This window comes from Microbacterium oleivorans, from assembly GCF_001644225.1.
In the GTDB taxonomy this organism is placed as follows: domain Bacteria; phylum Actinomycetota; class Actinomycetes; order Actinomycetales; family Microbacteriaceae; genus Microbacterium; species Microbacterium gawkjiense.
Genome location: NZ_LSTV01000003.1, coordinates 159,342 through 181,924, shown reverse-complemented (window position 1 = coordinate 181,924; position 22,583 = coordinate 159,342). Strand labels below are relative to the sequence as shown.

Annotated in this window: 21 protein-coding genes and 1 tRNA gene; 6 read left to right on the top strand and 16 right to left on the bottom strand. The window is 71.3% G+C overall.

The annotated features are described in order from the left end of the window. Window positions 1–61 precede the first annotated feature (61 nt). From AYL44_RS09610 to AYL44_RS09600, 3 genes are read left to right on the top strand one after another with little or no spacing between them, the layout of a single operon-like run. Entirely contained in the window at window positions 62–1,093 is a 1,032-nt protein-coding gene (locus AYL44_RS09610) for a tripartite tricarboxylate transporter substrate binding protein (protein ID WP_064003073.1), read from the top strand. Beyond that, a complete protein-coding gene (locus AYL44_RS09605) occupies window positions 1,090–1,674 on the top strand; it encodes a tripartite tricarboxylate transporter TctB family protein (protein WP_064003072.1) in 585 nt (194 codons plus the stop codon). The genes AYL44_RS09610 and AYL44_RS09605 overlap by 4 nt, the downstream gene beginning before the upstream one ends. Before the next feature lies 1 nt (window position 1,675). Beyond that, a complete protein-coding gene (locus AYL44_RS09600) occupies window positions 1,676–3,205 on the top strand; it encodes a tripartite tricarboxylate transporter permease (protein WP_064003071.1) in 1,530 nt (509 codons plus the stop codon). Between the two features lie 56 nt (window positions 3,206–3,261). On the opposite strand, the gene AYL44_RS09595 is transcribed toward AYL44_RS09600, so the two are convergent. Both AYL44_RS09595 and AYL44_RS09590 read right to left on the bottom strand, forming a co-directional pair. Continuing rightward, the gene (locus tag AYL44_RS09595; RefSeq protein ID WP_064003244.1) at window positions 3,262–4,158 is read right to left on the bottom strand and encodes an SDR family oxidoreductase; all 897 of its coding nucleotides are present in this window, start codon (window positions 4,156–4,158) and stop codon (window positions 3,262–3,264) included. A 38-nt stretch (window positions 4,159–4,196) separates the two neighbouring features. After that, window positions 4,197–6,008 carry a glycoside hydrolase family 15 protein gene (locus tag AYL44_RS09590; RefSeq protein WP_064003070.1) on the bottom strand — a complete coding sequence of 604 codons (1,812 nt, stop codon included), beginning with the start codon at window positions 6,006–6,008 and terminating at the stop codon, window positions 4,197–4,199. 165 nt (window positions 6,009–6,173) lie between these two features. Here AYL44_RS09590 and AYL44_RS09585 point away from each other — a divergent pair, with 165 nt between their 5' ends. Continuing rightward, window positions 6,174–6,794 carry a hypothetical protein gene (locus AYL44_RS09585; protein ID WP_157532616.1) on the top strand — a complete coding sequence of 207 codons (621 nt, stop codon included), beginning with the start codon at window positions 6,174–6,176 and terminating at the stop codon, window positions 6,792–6,794. A 3-nt stretch (window positions 6,795–6,797) separates the two neighbouring features. On the opposite strand, the gene AYL44_RS09580 is transcribed toward AYL44_RS09585, so the two are convergent. After that, complete coding sequence (locus tag AYL44_RS09580; RefSeq protein ID WP_064003068.1) at window positions 6,798–7,472, bottom strand: DUF2510 domain-containing protein; 675 nt, start codon at window positions 7,470–7,472, stop codon at window positions 6,798–6,800. Beyond that, the gene (locus AYL44_RS09575; RefSeq protein WP_064003067.1) at window positions 7,469–8,068 is read right to left on the bottom strand and encodes an isochorismatase family protein; all 600 of its coding nucleotides are present in this window, start codon (window positions 8,066–8,068) and stop codon (window positions 7,469–7,471) included. The genes AYL44_RS09580 and AYL44_RS09575 overlap by 4 nt, the downstream gene beginning before the upstream one ends. A gap of 71 nt (window positions 8,069–8,139) precedes the next feature. On the opposite strand from AYL44_RS09575, the gene AYL44_RS09570 reads away from it, so the two are divergent. Further along, on the top strand, window positions 8,140–8,532 hold the full coding sequence (locus tag AYL44_RS09570) for a DUF3054 domain-containing protein (RefSeq protein WP_064003066.1): 393 nt from the start codon (window positions 8,140–8,142) through the stop codon (window positions 8,530–8,532). A 9-nt stretch (window positions 8,533–8,541) separates the two neighbouring features. Here AYL44_RS09570 and AYL44_RS09565 read toward each other — a convergent pair whose 3' ends face one another. The 12 genes from AYL44_RS09565 to AYL44_RS09510 all read right to left on the bottom strand — a co-directional run bounded on the left by AYL44_RS09565 (window position 8,542) and on the right by AYL44_RS09510 (window position 20,239). After that, window positions 8,542–10,776 carry an MMPL family transporter gene (locus AYL44_RS09565; protein WP_064003065.1) on the bottom strand — a complete coding sequence of 745 codons (2,235 nt, stop codon included), beginning with the start codon at window positions 10,774–10,776 and terminating at the stop codon, window positions 8,542–8,544. A 38-nt stretch (window positions 10,777–10,814) separates the two neighbouring features. Further along, window positions 10,815–11,204, bottom strand: a complete 390-nt coding sequence (locus AYL44_RS09560) for a hypothetical protein (protein ID WP_064003064.1) — start codon at window positions 11,202–11,204, stop codon at window positions 10,815–10,817. 17 nt (window positions 11,205–11,221) lie between these two features. After that, window positions 11,222–11,297: transfer RNA gene (locus AYL44_RS09555), tRNA-Thr, on the bottom strand. A gap of 67 nt (window positions 11,298–11,364) precedes the next feature. Further along, window positions 11,365–12,912 (bottom strand): alpha/beta hydrolase, encoded by a 1,548-nt coding sequence (locus tag AYL44_RS09550; RefSeq protein ID WP_064003063.1) that lies wholly within the window; start codon window positions 12,910–12,912, stop codon window positions 11,365–11,367. Then, the gene (locus AYL44_RS09545; RefSeq protein WP_064003062.1) at window positions 12,909–14,060 is read right to left on the bottom strand and encodes a DNA polymerase III subunit delta'; all 1,152 of its coding nucleotides are present in this window, start codon (window positions 14,058–14,060) and stop codon (window positions 12,909–12,911) included. The genes AYL44_RS09550 and AYL44_RS09545 overlap by 4 nt, the downstream gene beginning before the upstream one ends. Before the next feature lie 30 nt (window positions 14,061–14,090). Next, window positions 14,091–14,714 (bottom strand): dTMP kinase, encoded by a 624-nt coding sequence (tmk, locus tag AYL44_RS09540; RefSeq protein WP_064003061.1) that lies wholly within the window; start codon window positions 14,712–14,714, stop codon window positions 14,091–14,093. Further along, complete coding sequence (topA, locus tag AYL44_RS09535; RefSeq protein WP_064003060.1) at window positions 14,711–17,374, bottom strand: type I DNA topoisomerase; 2,664 nt, start codon at window positions 17,372–17,374, stop codon at window positions 14,711–14,713. The genes tmk and topA overlap by 4 nt, the downstream gene beginning before the upstream one ends. A 77-nt stretch (window positions 17,375–17,451) precedes the next feature. Beyond that, window positions 17,452–17,778: an Rv3654c family TadE-like protein gene (locus AYL44_RS09530; protein ID WP_064003059.1), complete on the bottom strand. Its 327-nt coding sequence runs from the start codon at window positions 17,776–17,778 to the stop codon at window positions 17,452–17,454. Further along, window positions 17,778–18,116, bottom strand: a complete 339-nt coding sequence (locus AYL44_RS09525) for a TadE family type IV pilus minor pilin (protein ID WP_157532614.1) — start codon at window positions 18,114–18,116, stop codon at window positions 17,778–17,780. The genes AYL44_RS09530 and AYL44_RS09525 overlap by 1 nt, the downstream gene beginning before the upstream one ends. Next, the gene (locus AYL44_RS09520; protein WP_064003058.1) at window positions 18,113–18,316 is read right to left on the bottom strand and encodes a DUF4244 domain-containing protein; all 204 of its coding nucleotides are present in this window, start codon (window positions 18,314–18,316) and stop codon (window positions 18,113–18,115) included. The genes AYL44_RS09525 and AYL44_RS09520 overlap by 4 nt, the downstream gene beginning before the upstream one ends. A gap of 43 nt (window positions 18,317–18,359) precedes the next feature. Next, window positions 18,360–19,253, bottom strand: coding sequence for a type II secretion system F family protein (locus AYL44_RS09515; protein ID WP_064003057.1), 894 nt, complete (start codon window positions 19,251–19,253; stop codon window positions 18,360–18,362). Continuing rightward, on the bottom strand, window positions 19,250–20,239 hold the full coding sequence (locus tag AYL44_RS09510; protein ID WP_064003056.1) for a TadA family conjugal transfer-associated ATPase: 990 nt from the start codon (window positions 20,237–20,239) through the stop codon (window positions 19,250–19,252). Before AYL44_RS09510 ends, AYL44_RS09515 begins: the two co-directional genes overlap by 4 nt. 364 nt (window positions 20,240–20,603) lie before the next feature. On the opposite strand from AYL44_RS09510, the gene acs reads away from it, so the two are divergent. Then, window positions 20,604–22,574 carry an acetate--CoA ligase gene (gene acs, locus AYL44_RS09505; protein ID WP_064003055.1) on the top strand — a complete coding sequence of 657 codons (1,971 nt, stop codon included), beginning with the start codon at window positions 20,604–20,606 and terminating at the stop codon, window positions 22,572–22,574. The last annotated feature ends 9 nt before the right edge of the window (window positions 22,575–22,583 follow it).

Below are 22,583 nucleotides of genomic sequence, written 5' to 3'. Positions count from 1 at the left end.
GCGCGCTGTCATCCTATTTCGATCGCGCGGAGACGACGATGTCCGCGCGGAGGGAGCAACGATGACCCAGACAGACACCCCTGCGCTCACAGACAACCCTGCGCCGCCGCGGCGCACCCGGAGCGTGGTGGGCAAGATCATCGGCGGCGTGATCGCCGCCGCCGCCATCGGCACGGCGGCCACCGGATCGGTCGTCTCCGCATCGACCGGCAACGAGGTCGGCGCGTCCATGACGATCGTCGCCCCCGCTGCCGCGGGCGGCGGCTGGGACGGCGTCGCTCGCGAGCTGCAGCAGGCGCAGAAGGCGAACGGCCTCGTGAACAACGTGCAGGTCGTGAACATGCCCGGCGCGGGCGGCACGATCGCCCTCGGCAACGTGTCGGTGCTCGAGGGTCAGCCCAACAACATGCTCGTGGGCGGCACGGGACTGCTGGCCGCCACGATCCAGTTCGACTCGGCCGCGACCCTCGACGACGTCACCCCGCTGGCCGTCGTGGTCGAGGAGTACGACGTCATCGTGGTCCCGGCCGACTCGCCCTACGAGACCCTCGACGACCTCGTCCAGGCGTGGAAGGACGACCCGAAGGCGCTCCCCTGGACCGGCGGCGGCTCGTTCGACCAGCTGGTCGTGACCGACCTGGCGCTGTCGGCGGGGATCGATCCGGTCGACACGACCTACATCTCGTCCGACGGCGGCGGCGAGGCCATCCAGGCCCTCCTCAACGGCACCGCGAAGGCGGCGGCGGGCGGCTATCCCGACAACATCGACCAGATCGAGGCCGGCCGCCTGCGCGCGCTCGCACTCGTGGCGAATGAGCCGATTGAGGGCATCGACATCCCGACGGCCGTCGAGCAGGGCCACGACGTGACCCTCACCAACTGGCGGTCGCTCTCGGCCCCGACGGGGCTCGACGACGACGAGCGCGACGCGCTCACCGAGCTCGTGCTCGACAGCGTCGCGACCCCCGAATGGGCCGACGCCATGGAGCGTTACCACTGGACCGAACGCATCATCACCGGCGACGACCTCGACGCGTTCCTTCGGGACGAAGAGGTCCGCATCCGCGAACTGTACGAGGAGATGGGTCTGTGAGCTTCCCCGCCAACCCCACATCGGCGTCCGCCGTCGTCGGCGAGCGCCTCCGCCTGGTCTCGGGCCCCGGACTCGCCGCCCTGCTCAAGGGCCTCACGATGCCCCTCATCCTCGTGGGGTTCGCGACGTACCTCGTCGTCGGCATCGTCACGATGCGCGTCCCCGAAGGCGCGGCCTTCCCGGGGCCGCAGTTCTTCCCCGGCATCATCGCGGCGGGGCTCTACGCCTTCGCCGCGGTCCTCGCCGTCGGCGCGATCCGCGAGATCCGCGCCACCCCCGACGCGCTGACCGCCGAACTCGAGGCCGAGCGCGCCGGTGAGGAGCCGCCGCGCCCCGTGCGGGTCGACCTCCGCTCGTTCGCATGGGTCGTGCTGTCGTTCCTGGCCTTCGCCTTCCTCCTCGAGATCCTCGGCTGGATCCTCGCAGCCGGCCTGCTCTTCTGGTGCATCGCGCGGGCGTTCGGGGCGACCCGGCCGGTGCAGAGCCTGATCGTCGGGCTCACGCTGAGCTCCCTCGCCTACATCGGTTTCGACATGGCCCTCGGGATGCCCCTCCCGTCCGGCATCCTCGGAGGTTTCTGACATGGACGTCCTGACACTCCTCGGCGAAGGCTTCGCCGGCGCCCTCACCCCCGCGAACCTGCTCTGGGTGCTCATCGGATGCCTCCTGGGCACCGCGGTCGGCGTCCTCCCCGGGCTCGGCTCGTCGATGGCGGTCGCCCTGCTGCTGCCGATCACCTTCTCCCTCGACCCGACGGCGGCGTTCATCATGTTCGCGGGCGTCTACTTCGGCGGCCTCTTCGGCGATTCGACGATGGGCATCCTGATGAACACGCCGGGCCAAGCATCCGCCATCGCCTCCACCTTCGAGGGCCACAAGATGGCGCTGAACGGCCGCGCCGCGCAGGCCCTCGCCACCGCGGCGATCGGCGCCTTCATCGGCGGCATGGTCGCCTCGATCGTCGTCGTCTTCGTCGCCCCCGCCCTCGCCGATTTCTCGAGCCGGTTCGGTCCGGCCGAGTTCTTCGCCCTCGCCGTGTTCGCGTTCGCCGCGACCTCGTCCGTCGTCGCCGACAGCGCGATCAAGGGTCTGACGTCGCTGTTCATCGGCCTCGGCATCGCCGTCATCGGCGTGGACGGCGTCTCGGGTGCGCCGCGGTTCACGATGGACTCCCCCAACCTGTTCGACGGCATCTCGCTCGTGACCGTCACCGTCGCGATCCTCGCCCTCGGCGAGGTGATCTACGTCGCATGCCTCGAGCGGCACATGACCGACAAGGCGCTCATCAAGCCCACGGGCCGCCCGTGGCTCAGCCGTCGCGAGCTGAAGGAGGCGGCGCCGGCGTGGCTGCGCGGCACCGCGATCGGCCTGCCGTTCGGCGTCGTGCCCGCGGGCGGATCCGAGATCCCGACCTTCCTCGCCTACGGCCTCGAGAAGCGCCTGGACAAGCGGCGGAAGAACCCGATGTTCGGCAAGGGTGCGATCCGCGGACTCGCCGCCCCCGAGGCCGCCGGAAACTCGACCACCGGGATGGCGATGGGCGCCCTCCTGGCGCTCGGCCTGCCGATCTCGGCGACCGCCGCGATCATGCTCGCCGCCTTCCGCCAGTACGGTCTGCAGCCGGGGCCCCTCCTGTTCGACCGTGCGCCCGACCTCGTCTGGGCCCTGCTGGCGAGCTTCTTCATCGCCATGGTCGTGCTGCTCATCCTGAACCTGCCGTTCGCGATGCTCTGGGCGAAGCTCCTGCTGATCCCCCGTCCGTACCTGTACGCGGGCATCACAGTCTTCTGCGGACTCGGGATCTACGCCACGTCGGGCTCGACGTTCGACCTCGTGATGCTGCTCGGCATCGGCATCCTTGGCTTCCTCCTGCGGGCGCTCGACTTCCCGCTCGCGCCGCTCATCATCGGCATGGTCCTGGGACCTCTCGCCGAGACGAGCCTGCGGGATGCCGCGATGAGCGCCAACGGCGACTTCACCGTCCTCGTCCACGGCCCCATCTCGATCACGCTGTACGCGCTGCTGGCTGCCGTGCTGGTGTTCTCGATCCGCAGCAAGGTCGTCGCCCGGAAGCGGGCCGCGACGGCGGAGAAGGAGCTCGTCGACGCCTGACGCGGCATGACAAAGGCCCCGCCGCGCGATGCGACGGGGCCTTCGTCATGCGATTGTCAGGGGGTTGGCATCCCGCCGTTGACGTTGAGCGTCTCGCCGAGGACATAGCTCGACTCCGGCGAGGCGAGGAACACGTACGCCGGGGCGAGCTCGGCGGGCTGCCCCATGCGACCGAGCGGGGTGTCCTCGCCGAACTGCTCGAGCTTCTCGGGCGGCTGCCCGTCGGTCACCTGCAGCGGCGTCCAGACCGGTCCCGGAGCGACCGCGTTGACGCGGATGCCCTTGGGGGCCAGCTGCTGGGCGAGCGCCTTGGTGAAGGCGTTGATCGTCGCCTTGGTCGAGGCGTAGTCCACGAGGGTCTCGGACGGCGAGTACGCCTGGATCGAGGTCGTGTTGATGATGGTCGATCCCGCGGGGAGGTGGGGAACCGCCGCCTTGGTGATCCAGAACATCGCGTCGACGTTGGTCGTGAACGTGTGGTCGAACTGCTCGTCGGGAAGCTCGGTGATGTCCTCGCTGTAGATCTGCTTGCCGCCGTTGTTGACCAGGATGTCGAGGCCGCCGAGGCCCTCGACCGCCTGCGCGACGAGGCCGACGCAGTAGTCCTTGTCCTTCAGGTCGCCCGGCAGGGTGAGGACGTTGGCTCCGGCCTCACGCAGGATGCCGGCGATCCGCTGCGCATCCTCCTCCTCTTCCGGCAGGTAGGACAGGGCGACATCGGCCCCTTCACGGGCGAAGGCGATCGCCGTCGCGGCGCCGATGCCGGAGTCACCACCGGTGATGAGGGCCTTCCGCCCCGTCAACCGGCCCGTCCCGCGATAGGTGTCCTCGCCGAGGTCGGCCTGGGGAGCGAGGTCGGCGTCGAGGCCGGGCTCCTCCTGGTGACTCTTGCGCGGTTCGATGTGCGCGTAGAGCTCCACCGGGTTCGTGAACGTGTACTGGTCGCGTGCCATCGTGCTCTCCTTCTTCTTCATGGTGGTCGTGGTGGTCGTCAGCGGCCGTCGGCGTCGTCGCCGACCAGCTCGCGGATCGTCAGGGCTGCACGGATGAGCGCCAGGTGGCTGAGCGCCTGCGGCAGGTTGCCGAGGAACGCGCCGTCGTCGGGGTCGATCATCTCGGCGAACATGCCGACGTCATTGCCCGAGGCGACGAGCTCGTTCATCGCGGCGATGCCCTCGTCGTGGCGGCCGACGCACACGAGCGCGGCGGCGCGCCAGAAGCCGCAGGCGACGAAGGTCGCCTCCTCCTCGCGCATGCCCGTGTAGCGGAAGAGGTGCGACCCCTCGCCGAGTTCTCCCGAGAGCGCATCGATCGTGCGCGACATCCGCTCACCGCGGTCGAAGCCGCTCAGCGAATGCAGCAGGACGGAGGCGTCGAGGTCGCGGCTGCCCTGGGCCATGACGTACGCGCCGCGGGACTCCGACCAGCCGTGCTCGTCGACCCAGTCGCGCACGAGCTCCGCCTCGGCCGCCCACCGCTCGCTGCTGCCCGGGATCTGCTCGAGCTCGGCGAGCCGCACTGCGTCGTTGAGCGCCTGCCAGCATCCCATCTTCGACGAGACGTAGTGCCGCTCCTCGGGCAGCTCCCACATGCCCGAGTCGGGGTTCCGCCACGAATCGCACACCTTGTCGGCGTACATCGACAGCATGCGTCCGGTCTCGACGTCGAGGGCGTTCCCCGCCTCGACGTAGGCCCGGCAGATCGCGAACAGGTCGCCGTAGACGCCCAGCTGCACCTGCTCGCGGGCGGGGTTGCCGGTCACGACGGGGCCGATCCCGCGCCACCCGGGCACGTCGTACTCGGTGACGTGGCCGTCGAGCTCGCCGTCGAGGGTGTACATGACGTGCAGCTCCGGCCCGTGCCGGCGGATCGTCCGCAGCAGCCACGAGATGGCGGCGTGCGTCTCTTCGCGCAGCCCGAACCCGACGAGGGCGTCGAGCGTGTACGCGAGGTCGCGCACCCAGGCGAGGCGGTAATCCCAGTTCTTGCCTCCGGCGAGGTTCTCGGGGAGCGAGGTCGTCGCGGCCGCCGCGATCGCACCGGTCGGGCTGTGGATGAGGAGCTTGAGCATGAGCGCGCTCCGCTGCACGTCGGTCGCCCACGGACCGTCGTACGAGAACTCCCGCGACCAGGCGCGCCAGGCCTCGATGGTGCGGTCGATCCCGCGGTCGACGTTGTCGGGTTCCGGGAAGTGGATCGGCTCGTCGTGCGTGCCGACGACGATGAGCAGGTGCCGGCTGCCCTTCGTGGCCGTGAAGCCGCCCGCGAGTCCCGTCGCGATGCCGTCGGCGGATGCCGCGGGTTCCGGCCCGTGGTCGCGCCCCGTCACGCCGATCGTCGTGAGTCCCGAGCGCAGGATGCTGCGGCCGTTCGCCCGGTCGTGCCAGGGTGCGGCGGTCTTCAGCGACGTGCCGGGCTGGACGCGCCAGCGGAACGCCACCTCGCCCTCCACCCCGTCGACGCGGCGGGCGAGCTCCGCCCACGGCAGCCGCCCTGCGACACCCGTCACGAGCGCGTCGGTCACGGTCGCCGTGCCCGACGCGGTACGGAAGGTCGTCACGAGGACGTTGGTCCGCGGCAGGTAGCGGCGGCGGACGTCGTACTCCTCCACCGGTTCGAGCTCGATGCACCCGCCGGCGTCGTCGTCGAGCAGTCGCCCGAAGATCGGCAGGTCGTCGATGCCGGGCAGCGGCATCCAATCGATCTGACCGCGCAGCCCGATCAGCGCGACCGTGCGGCCGTCACCGATCGGCGCGTAGCTGCGCAGATCCTGACCGGGAGCGGCGTCATCGTGAGGGGGCATGACGCGAGTCTTCCCGGGGCGCGGACCGAGCGGATGCCGGTTGACACCCCGCCGACGATGTGTGACGGCGTCGGGTCAGGCAGCCGCCTCGCGACGTTCGGCCAGTCGTCGCGCTACCGTGAAGGAGGCGCCCGACGTTCGGACGCGGACGGAGAGTAGGCAAGCGTGGACGAAGGATCCGCCGTAGCGCTCGCAGCGCTAGTCGCAGTGCTCGCACAGTCGATCTTCACACTGGTGGAGTCGCGGAGGAGTCGCCTGATGCAGGCCGAACTGATGCGTGCGGCTGCCAGGCTCGTGCGTGATGAGATCTCGGGGAGCATGGAAGCAGTCCACGACACGATCGCGCGAAGAATGTGGTGGGGCGATGAGCTCGACTCAGAGCCTCAGATCACCCACGAAGACAGAAAAGCGCTCGCGGCGAACGCCGACGCAGAGACACTCAGGAGGTCTTTTGGATCTCTAAGGCGATACAGCCAGTTGCGGCGTCTTCGGTCGAGACGGCTGGCCGTATCCGCTGAGAGCGCTCTCGCTCGCGAAGAACTCATCGAAGCCGTGGCCGTGTTCCTCGACCTTGCGACTGCGCGGCGCCTCCTTTCAGAGTTCACGGGATATGGGACTGCTCCGTTCCGGCGACCGGTTCACATTGACGATGAGGTGCTGGACGCCGCGCTTCGCTCGGTGGAGCTCGATAGCGCCGACAGCTTGATTCGCCTGATCGAGCGGCGTGAGAAAGCTCCGAATGTGGCGTCGCACAATCGATCGAAAGGGAACACGCCCGCTCGCTGAGCGTCACCGTGCGGTGGTGACCGCCTCCCACGCCGCGTCCGAGAACAGGGTGATCCAGACGGCGAAGACGACCAGGCCGACGGCGGTCGCGATCAGCCAGCCCCAGAACGGCGCGAGCCCGCGGCCCGTCTCGCGGTGCACGACGAACGTGCGACCCGCGACGTAGACGCCCAGGGTGGCGACGAAGGCGAGCGCGGCCCATCCCCAGCCGAAGGGCGACGGGATGCCGCGACGCCGCAGCGCGCGATGGTCGAGGCGCGCGAACAGCACCGCGAGGGCGACGAGCACGAGGTCGACGACGACCAGCAGGCTGAGGCCGGCGACGATCCACCCCGCCGGCGTCAGCGCGGCGGACGCCTCACCGAACAGCCGCGCGACCGCCTCCCCGTCGAGGAACGCCCCCGTGTAGAGCGGCAGCACGGATGCCGCGATCGCCGCCCAGATCCAGACGGTGCCGGCGCGCGCGGCGCCGGGTGCCGGGGCGGGAGTGGGCGCCGGGGCGGGGTTGAGAGAAGACGTGGGGGCGGGCGCCGGGGCAGCGGCGGGTTCCGGGTCGTCGACCGCGACCGGTGTGCGGGGGGCGACCGTGTCGGTCGCCCACTCCGTGCCGTCCCACCATCGCAGCTGATCCGGCTCGCCCGGGTCGGGGTACCAGCCCGCGGGCGCCTGACGGCTCACCGGCCGCTCTCGTCCCGGTTGCCCGTCGACGAGGCGAGCTCGGCACCGGCGTGCGCGAGTTCGGCGAGCGCGGCTTCGCTGGGGGCGGGCGCGACGCCGGCGATGAGGTCGGTGAGGATGCGCACCCGTCGCCCGTGCGCGATCGCGTCGAGGGCGGATGCCCGCACGCAGTGATCCGTGGCGATCCCGGTGACGTCGACGTCGACCACGCCGTGCGCCGTCAAGAGGTCGGCGACCGTCTCACCGGCATCCGTCACCCCTTCGAACAGCGAGTAGGCGGGCTGGCCCTGCCCCTTCTTGACGTGGTGCGTGACCGTGCTCGTGTCGAGGCCGGGGTCGTAGTCCGCGCCCGGGGTGCCCGCGACGCAGTGCACGGGCCACGAGTCGACGAAGTCGGGCTCGGCGGCGAAGTGCCCGCCGTTGTCGCCGTCGCCGTCGTGCCAGTCGCGCGAGGCGACGATGAGGTCGTAGTCGGCGGCGTGGGCTCTCAGGTGTGACGTGATCGCTGCGGCGACCGCATCCCCTCCGTCGACGCCCAGGGCCCCGCCCTCGGTGAAATCGTTCTGCACATCGACGATGAACAGCGCTCGGGTCATGTGACGAGGGTACGACGGCGCGGGGCCGGCGGTCATCTCCGTGTCGCGGGCGGCGCGGCTACGCTGGCGCCATGACCGTCCCCGTCCGCGACCGCCGCTCGACCGCAGGCATCCTCGCCGCCCTCGGCCTCGACGTCGTGCTGGTCACGGTCTTCGCCGCGATCGGACGGGCCAGCCATTCCGAGGCGCCGTTCGCGGGTCTCGCGACGACGGCGGGGCCCTTCGTCGCCGCCCTCGTGGCCGGCTGGCTGGTGGCCCTCGCCTGGCGCGCCCCGCTCGCGGTGGTGCGCACCGGCATCCCGGTGTGGGCGGTCACCGTCGCGGGCGGCATGATGCTGCGCGCCCTCTCCGGTCAGGGCGTGCAGGTCGCCTTCGTCATCGTCGCGGCATCCGTCCTGCTCCTGCTGCTGGTGGGATGGCGCCTCGTGGCCGCGCTCGTCGCCCGCCGCCGCTCGGTCGACTGACGGCGCCCCTCACGCGTCGAGCGTGCGGCGGTACTCGGCGCGCGTCATCTCCTCCGGCGCGGCGTCCGCAGGCGCATCCTCCGCATCGACACGGGACAGCTTCGAGGGCCACCAGATCTTCCGGCCGATGTCGTACGCGAGGGCCGGCACGAGCAGCGAGCGCACGATGAACGTGTCGAGCAGCACGCCGAAGGCGACGATGAAGGCGAGCTGGACGAGGAAGAGGATCTGGATCACGCCGAGCGCCGCGAACGTCGCCGCCAGCACGAGGCCCGCCGAGGTGATCACCCCGCCCGTCGCGACGAGCCCGCGGAGGATGCCGCGGCGCGTCCCGTGCGCCAGCGACTCCTCGCGCACCCGCGACATGAGGAAGATGTTGTAGTCGATGCCGAGGGCGACGAGGAAGACGAAGCCGTAGAGCGGGACGGCGGGATCCCCGCCCGGGAACCCGAACACGTCGTTGAAGACGAGCGCGCTCACCCCCAACGCCGCCGCGAACGACACGATGACGCTGAGGATCAGTAGCACCGGTGCGAGCACCGAGCGCAGCAGCAGCATGAGGATCAGCAGCACGACGACGAGGATGACGGGGATGATCACCGTCCGGTCGCGGATCGAGGTGTCGTTCGTGTCGAGGTCGACGGCGGTGGTGCCGCCGACGATCCCGTCGAACGACGCGTCGGCGAGGGAGGCTCGCAGGTCGCGCACCGTCTGCTCGGCCTCGAGCGAGTCCGCCGCGTCCGAGAGGGTGGCCACGAGCATGACGTCGCCGCCGTCGACGGTCGGCTCGGGGGCCGGCGTCCCGGGAGGGCCCTGCGGCGCGAGGACGAGCTCGCCGCCCTCGACGCTGACGGCGGCCTGCCCCGAGGGGGTGTCGTCGGCCACGACGCCGACGGAGTCGACCCCGTCCTGACCGGCGACGAGCTCGGCCGCCTCGGGGGCGTCGCCCTCGGACACGATGACGTAGAGCGGGCTGCCCGACCCCGCCGGGAAGTGCTCGGCGAGCACGACCCCGCCGTCCCGCGCCTGGGACTCCCCCAGCACGAGTTCGCTGGCCGGGACGCCGTCCGCCTTCAGCTGGGTGACACCGACGGATGCCGCCAGCAGCACGACCGTCGAGAGGATCCAGACGACCCGCGCGCGGCGCGCGACGAACCGTGCGAGCTTCGCCCACAGGCCGCGGGTGGGCTGCGTCAAGTCGGCGGGGAGCTCCGCCATGCCGGTCTTCGGGATGAACGGCCAGAACGCCGCGCGCCCGACGAGCGCGAGGAGCGCGGGCAGGAAGGTCAGCGCCGACAGCATCGCGAACGCGATGCCGATCGAGGCGATGGGGCCGAGGGCACGGTTGCTCGCGAGGTCGCTCAGCAGCAGGCAGAGCAGGCCCGCGATGACCGTGCCGCCCGAGGCGAGGATGGGTTCGATCGACCCCTTCCAGGCGGCGGTCGCGGCATCCCACCTCCGGCGGCCCTCCCCGATCGCCTCCCGGAAGCGCGCGACGTAGAGCAGGGCGTAGTCGGTCGCGGCGCCGATGACGAGGATGAAGAGGATGCCCTGGACCTGACCGTTGAGGACGACGATCCCCGCCTTCGCGAGCCACCATACGCTCAGCAGCGCGACGCAGAGGGCGAACACCGAAGTCAGCAGCACGAGGATCGGCAGCAGCGGCGACCGGTAGACGACCACGAGGATGACGAACACGGCGCCGAGCGCGACGAGCAGCAGCAGGCCGTCGATGCCGGTGAAGCCGGTCGCGAGGTCGGCGGTGAAGCCAGCGGGACCGGTGACCCACGCCTGCAGTGAGTCGGGAGCGTCCGCCGCGACGAGTTCTCGCACCTCGCCGACGATGTCGGTGACCTCCGCCGAAGCGTCGATGGAGACCACCACCTGCGCCGCCTCGCCGTCCTCGGACGGGATGGCGGGCGAGACCTCGAGGACGCCCTCGAGCGCACCGATCTCGTCGGCGACGGTCTGCACGCCCTCGAGGTCGGCGGCGTCGAGGCTGCCGGTGCCCTCGAAGACGACGAGCGCCGGGATCGCGTCGCCGCCGAGGAAGTCGTCGAGGCGCTCCTGCACCTGCGTCGACTCGGCGCTCTGCGGCAGGAAGCTCGACTGGTCGTTCGTCGAGACCTCCTCGACCTTGCCGAAGTAGGGCCCGCCGATGGATCCCCCGGCGAGCCAGATGACCACGAGGACGAGCGGAAGCGCGATGCGCAGCCAGCGCGAGGGTGTCGATGCGGAGGACATATACCTAGCTTATCTAGATATACGCTTTTACAACAATCTCAGGATCGCAGGAAGAAGACGATCACCGAGGCGAGCACCGAGACGACGCCCAGGACACCGCCGCCGATCGCGAGCCCCACCAGCAGGCGCAGGACGGGCGGACGCCTCGTGAACCGCATGCGGTCGCGCCAGCCGTGGCGATACCAGATGCGCGCCGTGCCGCCTGCCCGGAGGTGATCGCGGTCGTGAGCGGACAGCTCGGCGGCGTTCACCTCGCCCGCGTCGTCGAGCCACCGCAGGGTGCGACCGTCCTCGTCGAGGTACGCGTCCGCGGGGAGCCAAGTGCCGTCGGACGCCCACACGACGACGGCGGCGATCCCGAAGACGACGGCAGCCCCGAAGCCCACCCACGAGAAGATCTCGAGAATCGCATCGAGGGCCTGTGTCACCCGTGTGTCCTCTGTTCTGGAGCCACCTAAGGGAATCGAACCCTTGACCTATTCATTACGAGTGAATCGCTCTGCCGTCTGAGCTAAGGTGGCGCGCTTCGCTCGCGCGTTGCACGATCATCGATCCTACAGGGTCCGAGGGGATGGTGCGAACGCGCCCCTATCCGGCGTCGCAGCGGACGTCGCCGGTGGGCACCTCGCCGTCCTCGACGTACGCCACGACGGTCTCGTCGACGCAGGCGTTCCCCTTGTTGAACCCGGTGTGCCCCTCCCCCACCCGCGTGATCAGGATGCCGGAGCTCAGCTGCTCGGCCAGTGCCGCCGACCACTCGTAGGGGGTCGCGGGGTCGTTCGTGGTGCCGATGACGAGGATCGGCGCCGCCCCGTCGGCGGTGATCTCGTTGCGGGTACCCGTGGGCGGGTAGGGCCATTCGTCGCAGAGGTCGACGTCGGAGCTCCAGTACGGCGCGAAGGTGGGCGCGTCCTCGGCGACCTGCGCCTCCGCCTCGGCGACGACGTCGGCGGGGTCGGCCGGGTAATCCATGCAGTTGTACGCCGAGAACGCCTCCGTCGAGTTGTCGAGGTACGACCCGTCGTAGCGGTTGTAGTAGCGGTCGACGAGGTCGAACATCTCGTCGGGGTCGCCTTCGAGGACCGCGGTGAGCGCCGAGGAGAGGGTCATCCAGCTGCCCTCGCTGTAGAGCGCCGAGATGATGCCCATCACGAGTGAGTCGGCCCCCAGCATCCGCCCGTCCGAGGCCGGCAGCGGGGACGCGTCGACGGCGGCGAGCGCATCCTCGAGCTGCTGCTGCGCCGCGTCCTGCGCCCCGTCGAACGGGCAGTCCGAGCCGGCGAGGCACCAGGTCAGATAGGCATCGAGCGCGGATTGGAAACCGGCCGCCTGTCGCGCGCCGACGATCGCGCCCGGGATCGACGGGTCGAGTCCGCCGTCGAGGACGACCCGGCCGACGTTCTGCGGGAAGAGCTTCGCGTACGTCGCGCCGAGGAACGATCCGTACGAGTATCCGAGGTAGGCGAGCTTCTCGTCGCCGAGCACAGCGCGCATGAGGTCGAGGTCGCGGGCCGCGTTCTCGGTGGTGATGAAGGGCAGGATGCCGCCGCTGTTCGCGTCGCAGGCGCGGGCGAACGCGGCGGCCGACTGCCGCTGCTCGCCGACGCGCTCGGGCGTGCCGCGCGGGGCGGCGGGGATGTCGAAGAGGTACCGGTCCATCGCGGCGGCGTCGAGGCAGCGCACCGCCGTGGAGCGTCCGACCCCGCGCGGATCGAAGCCGACGACGTCGTACGACTGCAACAGCTCGGGTCCCACGGCGAAACCTGCGGACTGCTGGACCATGTCAACGCCGCTCGCACCCGGTCCGCCGGGGTTGACGAACAGCGACCCCTTCGACTCGCCGTTCGAGGCGACGCGGACGATGACGGCGAGGTCGAGGTCGCCGGCGTCCGGGGCGGTCCAGTCGCGCGGCGCGGTGATCGTGCCGCAGAAGTAGCCCCCGTCGTCGAAGCCGGTGCACTGCTCCCACGCGACGTCCTGGCCGTAGTAGTCCTCGAAGCCGGCGGGGGCGCCGGAGACCACCGGCGTGCGGTCGGGGGCGACGGGCGTCCTCGGGGTGCAGCCGGCGAGCATCGCCGCCGCGAGACCGGCCGCCAGGACGGCGGCCGCCGCGCGGCGGAGCGCGCCGCGGATCACGCCGCGCGCCCCGTCGCGACGGTGATCAGCATGCTCTCGAGGGCCAGGGCGGGGGCGGCGTTGCCCTGCAGGTTGGTGCGCGTGAGCGCGATGGCGTCGAGGACGGTGAGGGTGTGCTGCGGCGTCCACGCCGCCGCGAGCGCCTCGATGTCGGGCGTGAGCTCGCGGTTGATGAGCTCGGTCTCGCGGCCGAACTGCCGCATGAGCGCGTCGCGGTAGAGCGACTCGAGGTCGGTCAGCACCCGGTCGATCCCGTCGCGCAGGCTGCGGGTCGCGCGCCGCTTCTGCTCGTCCTCGAGGGCGCTGACCTGGCTGCGCACGGCGGGAGGCACGGCGCTGCCCGGAGCGACCCCGAGCGTGCGCAACAGCGCCTCGCGCTCGCTCTCGTCGCGTTCCGCGGTGAGCGCCTTCGCGTCGTCGGTCGCGGACTGCACGATCGTGGCCGCAACCTCGACCGCATCGCCGACACCGCGCACACGGAGGACCGCGCGGAGGGTGCGCTCGCGACGCTCACGGGATGCCGCATCCGTCGCCAACCGCTGCGCCATGCCGATGTGGCGCTGCGCGAGCCGGGCCGACTGCTCCGCCACGGCCTCGTCGACGCCCGTCCGCTGGACGATGAGCCGGGCCACGTCGGCGACGTCGGGCTCGCGCAGCCGCAGGATGCGCACGCGTGAGCGGATCGTGGGGAGCAGGTCCGCGTCACTCGGCGCGCAGAGGATCCAGACGGTCTGCTCGGGCGGCTCCTCGAGGGCCTTCAGCAGGACGTTGCTCGTCCGCTCCACCATGCGGTCGGCGTCCTCCATGACCATGACCCGGTAGCGCCCGAGCGACGGCGAGAAGTAGGACCGTTCGACGAGCGAGCGCGCCTCTTTGATCGAGATGATGACGCCCTCGGTGCGGAGGGCCGCGAGGTCGGGGTGGGTCCGCGCCATGACCTGCCGCATCGCGTTCTCGTCGCCCGGTTCGGCGATGAGCGCCGCCGCGAACGCGTACGCGAGGGTCGACCGGCCCGATCCCGGCGGCCCCGTGATGAGCCACGCGTGCGCCAGCTGAGAGGGGTCGGATGCCGCGGCCCGCAACTGCGCGACGGCCTCGTCCTGACCCCAGACCTCGCCCCACGGGAGCACGTCGGTGGAGGCGGTCATGCCGTTCAGCCTACGAGGTGCCGGCGACGCTCAGGACAGGTGCGGGGCGACGCGGGAGCGGATCTCCGCCGCGATCTCGTCGATCGCCCGTGTCGCGTCAACGACGAGGAAGCGGTCCGGATCGGCCTCCGCGAGCGCGAGGAACGCCGCACGCACCCGCTCGTGGAACGCGCCCTTCTCGGCTTCGAGTCGGTCGAACGGCTTGTCGGCGGCATCCAATCGTCCGCGCGCCGTCGCCGGATCGACATCGAGCAGGACCGTGAGGTCGGGGAGCGCACCCTCGGCGGCCCACAGCGACAGGTCGCGGATCTCCCCGCCGTCGAGCACGCGGCCGGCGCCCTGGTAGGCGACCGAGCTGTCGAGGTAGCGGTCCTGGAGGACGACGTCGCCGCGCTCGATCGCCGGTCGAACGAGGGTCGCGACGTGGTGGGCGCGGTCGGCGGCGTAGAGGAGCGCTTCGGCGCGCGGCGCGATGTCGCCCCGGTGGTGCAGGACGATGTCGCGGATGAGGACGCCGACGTCGGTGCCGCCGGGTTCGCGCGTGCGCACGACCCGGCGACCCTGCTCGCGGAGCCACTGCTCCAGCAGGGCCGCCTGCGTCGTCTTGCCCGAGCCGTCACCCCCCTCGAGGGTGATCCACAGCCCGGAGGTCACTTCTTCTTCGCCGCCGGCTTGCGCGCCGCGGGCTTGCGGGTCGTGCGCTTGGGCGCTGGCCCCTTGGCCCGCTTGTCGGCGAGCATCTGCACGGCGACCTCGAAGGTGATGTCGTCGGGCGTCTGACCGCGCGGGATCGTCACGTTGGTCGTGCCGTCGGTGACGTAGGCCCCGAAACGGCCGTCCTTGATGCGGATCGGCTTGCCACTGACCGGGTCGGCCTCGAACTCCTTCAGCGAGGTCGCGGCGCGGTTGGCGTACTTCGGCTGCGAGTAGATCTCGAGGGCCTGCTCGAGCGTGATGTCGAAGATCATGTCCTCGCTCGCGATGCTGCGCGAGTCGGTGCCCTTCTTGATGTACGGACCGTACGGACCGTTCTGGGCCGTGATGACGGTGCCGGACTCGGGGTCGACACCCACCTCGCGCGGCAGCGACAGGAGCTTCAGCGCGGTCGCGAGGTCGATCGTCTCGGGCGACATGCTCTTGAACAGCGAGGCGCGCTTGGGCTTGGGCGCGACGGCCTTCTTCGCGCCGCGCTTGGGCTTCGCCTCCTCGGCCGGCGCCTCCTCCTCGGGGAGCGCCTCTTCGAGGTAGGGCCCGAAACGACCGTCCTTGATGACGACGTCGCGGCCGTTCTCGGGGTTCTGCCCGAGGACACGGTCGCCGCCGACGGGCGCCTCGATGAGCTCCTGCGCCTTCTCGGGCGTGAGCTCGTCGGGGGCGAGGTCGTCGGGGACGTTGATGCGTCGCGGCGTCTCGGGGTCGTCGCCCGGGACCTCGAGGTACGGACCGTAGCGGCCGAAGCGGAGGACCGCGACGTCGCCGATCCTGGTGGAGTTGATCTCGCGCGCGTCGATGTCGCCCAGGTTGTCGACGATGTTGCGGAGGCCGACGTGGTCCTCGGAGCCGAAGTAGAACTCGCGCAGCCAGGCGGCGCGGTTCTGCTCGCCCCGGGCGATCGCGTCGAGGTCGTCCTCGAGCGCGGCGGTGAAGTCGTAGTCGACGAGATCGGCGAAGTGCTCCTCGAGCAGCCGCACGATGCTGAACGCGAGCCAGCTGGGGACGAGGGCCTGGCCGCGCTTGGACACGTAGCCGCGGTCGAGGATGACGTCGATGATGCTCGCGAAGGTCGAGGGACGGCCGATGCCGCGCTCTTCGAGCGCCTTGACGAGCGACGCCTCGGTGTAGCGGGGCTTGGGGCTCGTCGCGTGCCCCTTCGGCTCGACGTCGGTCAGCCGCAGTGCGTCGCCGACGGCGAGCGCCGGCAGGGACTGGTCGTCGGTGCGGTCGTTGTCGTGGCGCTTCTCGTCGCGGCCCTCCTCGTACGCGTCGAGGAAGCCCTTGAACGTGTAGACGGTGCCGGATGTCGTGAACGTCGCGGTGCGACCGGCGGCATCCGCGTCGATCGTGACGGTCGTCGTCTCGTACTTGGCGTCGGCCATCTGGCTGGCGACGGTGCGCTTCCAGATCAGGTCGTAGAGGCGCAGCTCGTCGCGGTCGAGGCCGGAGGTGACCTCCTTGGGCGTGCGGAAGTGCTCGCCCGAAGGACGGATCGCCTCGTGCGCCTCCTGCGCGTTCTTCGCGTTGTTGCGGTAGCTGCGGGGGTTTGCGGGCACGGCCTTGTCGCCGTACAACGCGACGGCCTGCGTGCGCGCCGCGGTGACCGCCTGGGCCGACAGGGCGGTCGAGTCGGTACGCATATAGGTGATGTACCCCTTCTCGTAGAGCCGCTGCGCGACGCCCATGGCGTGCTTGGCGCTCATCGAGAGCTTGCGACCGGCCTCCTGCTGGAGGGTCGAGGTCGTGAAGGGGGGCTTGGGGCTGCGTGTGCCGGGCTTGGCCTCGACGCTGACGACGGATGCCGCGCCCGACGCCTCGAGCGCGGCGGCCAGCTCGCGCGCCTGGTCCTCGCTGAGCACGACGACGGCCTTCTTCAGCGCGCCGGTGTCGTCGAAGTCCGTGCCGCGCGCCAGAGGGGCGCCGTCGAGGCGGGCGAGGCGGATCGCGAACGAGTCCGACCCCTTCACGGCGGTCGAGTCGACATCCCAGTAGGAGGCGGAGACGAAGGCCATGCGCTCGCGCTCGCGCTCGACGACCATGCGGGTCGCGGCGGACTGCACGCGCCCGGCGCTCGTGCCCTGACCGACCTTGCGGCGTGTGACGTCCGAGACGTCCCAGCCGTAGAGGCGGTCGAGGATGCGCCGCGTCTCCTGCGCGTCGACGAGGGCGTGATCGAGCTCGCGGGTGTTCTTCACCGCGGCCTGGATCGCGTCCTTCGTGATCTCGTGGAAGACCATGCGCTTGACGGGGACCTTGGGCTTCAGGGTCTCGAGCAGGTGCCACGCAATGGCTTCGCCCTCGCGGTCCTCATCGGTGGCGAGCAGGAGTTCGTCGGCGTTCTTCAGGGCGCGCTTGAGCTCGGCGACCGTTTTCTTGCCGCGGTCGCTCTCCACATAAAGAGGAGTGAAGTCGTTCTCAATGTCGATGGAGTACTTGCCGACGGAGGTCTTCTTCAGATCCGCCGGGATGTCCTTCTTGTCGGCGAGGTCGCGGATGTGCCCGACCGAACTCATGACCTCGTATCCGTCACCCAGGTATCCCTGGATCGAGCGCATCTTCGTCGGCGACTCGACGATGACGAGCTTCTTGCCCTGTGCCACGTGGGGTCCTTTCTTCGTTGCACACCATACACACCGCGTTGTCAAGAGCACGCTGGGAGCGGTTGCGGTCCGGCGCGTCACCCGGCACCGGGTGGGGGCCCCGCGCGGGCGCGCGCCCGCGCGTCCAGGGGGCCGACACCGATCGAGACCTCGATCGTGGCGATGAGGCCGTCGATGCGACACGCGGAGACCGACGCGCCCACGCGCGAGGCGACGTCCGCGGCGCGTGCGCACGGCTCGCCGGGAACGAGGCCCGAGGCGGTGTCGGCGGCCGCCAGGGCTGCGGCGTCGGCGGCTCCTGCGGCGCGCGCGGCGGTCGCCGCCGCCCCTCCGGCCGCGATAAAGCCGACCGCGAGCGTCGCCGTGACCGCCAGGACGCCGACGGTCGTCGCCGATCCTGCCATCAGTCCCCCTCCGGCGCGGGCAGGGCGCACGACGATGCGCGCAGGTCGGGCAGCGGCAGCGGGACCCCCGGTGCCGCGGTCAGATCGACGCAGACGAGGTCGCCGTCCCGGCGGGTCCCGACCTCGGCGCCCGAGGCGAGGGCGCGCGCGGCGGCGACCACCCGATCGGCGGGCTCCTCCCGAGCGGCCAGGCGGGCCGCCTGCGCGGCTGCGTGCTCGAGCCGCACCTGCCGACCGCCCACGGAGAGCGCCGAGACCGCGAGCACGAGCACGAGGACGACGGCGGGGACCGTCACGGCGAACTCCGCCGCGACCGATCCCCGCTCGTCGCGCCTCATGAGACGGTCAGGGCGCGCCGGACCAGGTCGGTGAGGATGCCGCGCACCTCATCCGAGCGCATGATGATGACGAGCAGGCCCGCGAAGGCGACCGCCGCCATCGTCGCGATGGCGTACTCGGCAGTCGCCGCGCCGGTCTCGTCGGCGAACAGTTCCGCCGCGCGACGGCGGGTCAAGGTGGGCAGGTCGTGGGATGTCATGATCTCCTCCGATGTGGGTTGTGGATGTGGGCACGTGTGGGGCTCACAGCGTGAGCGGGGTCGTGGTGAGGACCGAGAGCAGCATCGGCCCGACGCCGAGCAACAGGAACGCGGGGAGGGTGCAGACCCCGAGCGGCAGCAGGAGCCGCCCGGACAGGGCGGCGGCGCGCAGCCGACCCTCCGTTCGTGCCGCCTGACGGCGGGCCGCGGCATCCGCTCGGAGCAGTTCGACGGCGGGAGCTCCGGCGGAGCGGGAGAGGGCGAGCACCGCGCCGGTCTCGCTCGACGGCGCGAGGCCCGACGCCGCCGCCGCGACCTCGATCGCGCGCGGGATGGAGACGCCGCCCGAGAGGGCGATCGCGATCACCTCGGCGTCCAGGCCCGGGATGTCGTCCCCCGGCTGCGCCCGGGCGACGAGGGCGCGGGTCCACCGGTGGGTCAGGAGCATCAGCGACCCTCCGGCCACGAGACACACGGCGCCCGCCGGCGTGGCGAGGGCCGTGAACGGGTCGAACCCGAGCGCCGCGCCCAGCCCCAACGCGACGAGGGGCAACCACGCGATGAGGCGGGCCGTCGTCTGCGGCTCGGCGAGCGCCGTGCGCACGTCGTCGCGCGCCTGATGGGCGTCGCGGAGCGCCTCGGCGAGGCCGCGCAGGCTCGCCGCCAGGGGCGCCCCGACGACGGTCGCCACGTGCCACGCCACCCCAATCTGCCGCCAAGCCTCGCCGCGTTTGGCGAGAGCGGATGCCGGCGGATCCCCCGCGTCGAGGCGGGCGCAGACCGCGCGGGCGGTGTCGTCCCCCGCCGCGGCCAGGTGGCGCCAGGCCGCGCCCGGCGCGATGCCGGCCTGCAGCAGGACCGCGAGACGCTGGACGACGGCGGCGACCGCTGCCGCGTCGGGTGCCGCCGCGGCATCCGCTCTCCTGCGGCGCCTCACGGGAGGTCCTCCACCCCGAGCCGGTCGCCGCGCACGACGGGACGCGCGATCCCCGTCACGCGCCGCACCCCGTCACGCCCCCGTTCGATGTGCACGATCGCGCCGATCGCGCTGGCGGTCTGCCGCGCGAGCGCCCGCTCGCCCATGCCGGCGAGGGCGCCGAGCGCTTCGAGGCGCGCGGGCACGTCGGCGATCCCGCTGGCGTGGACGGTGCCCGCGCCGCCGTCGTGCCCCGTGTTGAGCGCGGTCAGCAATTCGCGGACCTCCTCGCCGCGGCACTCCCCCACCACGAGACGATCCGGCCGCATCCGCAGCGCCTCGCGCAGCAGACGCCCGAGAGCGATCGCACCGACGCCCTCGAGGTTCGCCTGCCGCGCCTCGAGGCGGACGTGGTGCGGGTGGGCGATGCGCAGCTCCGCGACGTCCTCGATCGTGACGATGCGTTCCGAGACCGGGACCCGCCCGAGGAGCGCCGCGAGCAGCGTCGTCTTACCGGCGCCGGTGGCCCCCGTCACGAGGATGTTCGCCCGCTCGTCGACGAGCCGCTCGAGGCGTGCGCCGGTCGCGGCGTCGAAGGTGCCGCGCCGGCCCAGCTCGTCGAGGTCGGCCATACCCGTCCCGGGCAGACGGATCGAGATCGTCGCGCCCGTGCAGGCGATGGGCGGCAGGACCGCGTGCACCCGCACCCCGTGCTCCCACCGGACGTCGGCACACGGCGTCGCGTCGTCGAGGTGCCGCCCTCCCAGCGCGATCAGCCCGACGGCGAGCTCGCGGACGGCCTCCTCGTCGAGGCGCCAGTCCGGGATCCGTTCCGCTCCCGCGCCCCGGTCCACGTACAACCCCTGCGTGCCGTTGACGAAGACGTCGGTCACCTCGGGGTCGGCGAGGTAGCGCCGCAGCGGCGCGACGACGGGATGCGGCGGCACCGGGCGCGGCTCGGCGGACGCCGTGCGGCCCCGCGGAGCGACGATGAACGGATGCGGCATGCCCGAGACGCTAGGCGCGGCGACGGGGGCGCCGCGGCGGCCGTCGGGCAGCGGTGGAGGACCTCGTCCGCACTCGAGGTGTGCAGGAACCGGCGCACCCCGCCCGGGAAAAGAAGAAGGGCGGCACCCATTGGGGGGAAGGGTGCCGCCCACGCGACCGCGCTTCAGGGGGGATCAACGGGGCCGCGAAGCCGAATCGATGTTCGGGCGATAAGTATCTTACGCACACCGGACGGGTGCACGTTCACAGACAGTCGATGGTTGCCACGCACCCACTATCGGCGGTAGTAGACGACGACGAGCGATCCTAGAGTGACCGCATCGCAGGACGAGGCCACGACGGCCCGACGCAAAGGAGCGCCGCATGAGCAGCCAGATCGATCACCTCCTCACCGAGACCCGCCGCTTCGCGCCGTCCGCGGAGTTCGCGGCCCAGGCCAACGCTCACGCCGACCTGTACGAGGCCGCCGCGGCGGATCGCGAGGCCTTCTGGGCCGAGCAGGCGCGCGCCCTCCACTGGCACACCCCGTTCACGAAGACCCTGGACTGGTCGAACCCGCCGTTCGCCACCTGGTTCGAGGACGGCGAACTGAACGTCGCCTACAACTGCCTCGACCGACATGTCGAGGCGGGCCTCGGCGACCGCGTCGCCCTGCTCTGGGAGGGCGAGCCCGGCGACGAGCGCCGGGTCACCTACGCGGAGCTCACCGACGAAGTCAAGCGCCTCGCGAACGTCCTGACCGACCTCGGGGTCGAGGCCGGCGACCGCGTCGCCATCTACCTGCCGATGATCCCCGAGGCCGTCGCCTCGATGCTGGCCGTCGCGCGCATCGGCGCGATCCACTCCGTCGTCTTCGGCGGCTTCTCGGCCGACAGCCTGCGCTCGCGCATCGACGACGCCGGCGCCAAGCTCGTCATCACGAGCGACGGCGGCTACCGCAAGGGCAAGGCCTCGCCCCTCAAGCCCGCCGTCGACCAGGCCCTCGCCGACCGCGGGCACGGCCCGCAGGAGACGGTCGAGCACGTCCTCGTCGTCAAGCGCACCGACACCGAGGTCAGCTGGCAGGACGGGCGCGACCTCTGGTGGCACGACCTCGTGCCCGCGGCATCCGCCGACCACGTCGCGCAGCCGTTCCCGTCCGAGAACCCGCTCTTCATCCTCTACACGTCGGGGACCACCGGGAAGCCGAAGGGCATCCTGCACACGAGCGGCGGCTACCTCACGCAGGCCGCCTTCACGAACAAGGTCGTGCACGACCTGCACGCCGAGACCGACGTCTACTGGTGCACGGCCGACATCGGCTGGATCACGGGGCACACCTACGTCACCTACGGTCCGCTCGCCAACGGCGCGACGCAGGTGATCTACGAGGGCACGCCCGACACCCCGCATCCGGGACGCTGGTGGGAGATCGTCGCGAAGTACGGCGTGACGATCCTCTACACGGCCCCGACGGCGATCCGGTCGTTCATGAAGCTCGGCCGCAGCATCCCCGAGCAGCACGACCTGTCCTCGCTACGACTCCTCGGCAGCGTGGGCGAGCCCATCAACCCCGAGGCGTGGATGTGGTACCGCCACGTCATCGGCGGCGACACGGCGCCGATCGTCGACACCTGGTGGCAAACCGAGACCGGCGCGATCATGGTGTCGGCCCTGCCGGGGGTGACCGAGACCAAGCCGGGCAGCGCCCAGGTACCCCTCCCCGGCATCAGCGTCGACGTCGTCGACGAGAAGGGCGAGGTCGTCGGCAACGGCAACGGCGGCCTGCTCGTCCTCACCGAGCCGTGGCCGAGCATGCTGCGCGGCATCTGGGGCGACCCCGAGCGGTTCAAGGAGACCTACTGGGACAAGTTCGCCGACCTCGGCTACTACTTCGCCGGCGACGGGGCTCGCCTCGACGAGGACGGGGACGTCTGGTTCCTCGGCCGGGTCGACGACGTCATGAACGTCTCGGGACACCGGTTGTCGACGACCGAGATCGAATCGGCCCTCGTCGGCAACGAGGCGGTCGCCGAGGCTGCGGTGGTCGGCGCGTCCGACGAGACGACCGGCCAGGCGGTGGTGGCGTTCTGCGTCATCAAGGAGTCGTACATGAAAGCGAACTCGCTCGACGGTCTGGTCGACACGCTCCGCGCCTGGGTCGGCGAGCAGATCGGCCCGATCGCACGCCCGCGCGATGTCTACATCGTGACGGAGCTCCCCAAGACCCGCAGCGGCAAGATCATGCGCCGCCTGCTGCGCGACGTGGCGGAAGGGCGCGAGGTCGGCGACACCACGACCCTCGCCGACACGATGGTCATGTCGACGATCAAGGGGCAGGTCACGAAGAAGTAGCGCGGCCGG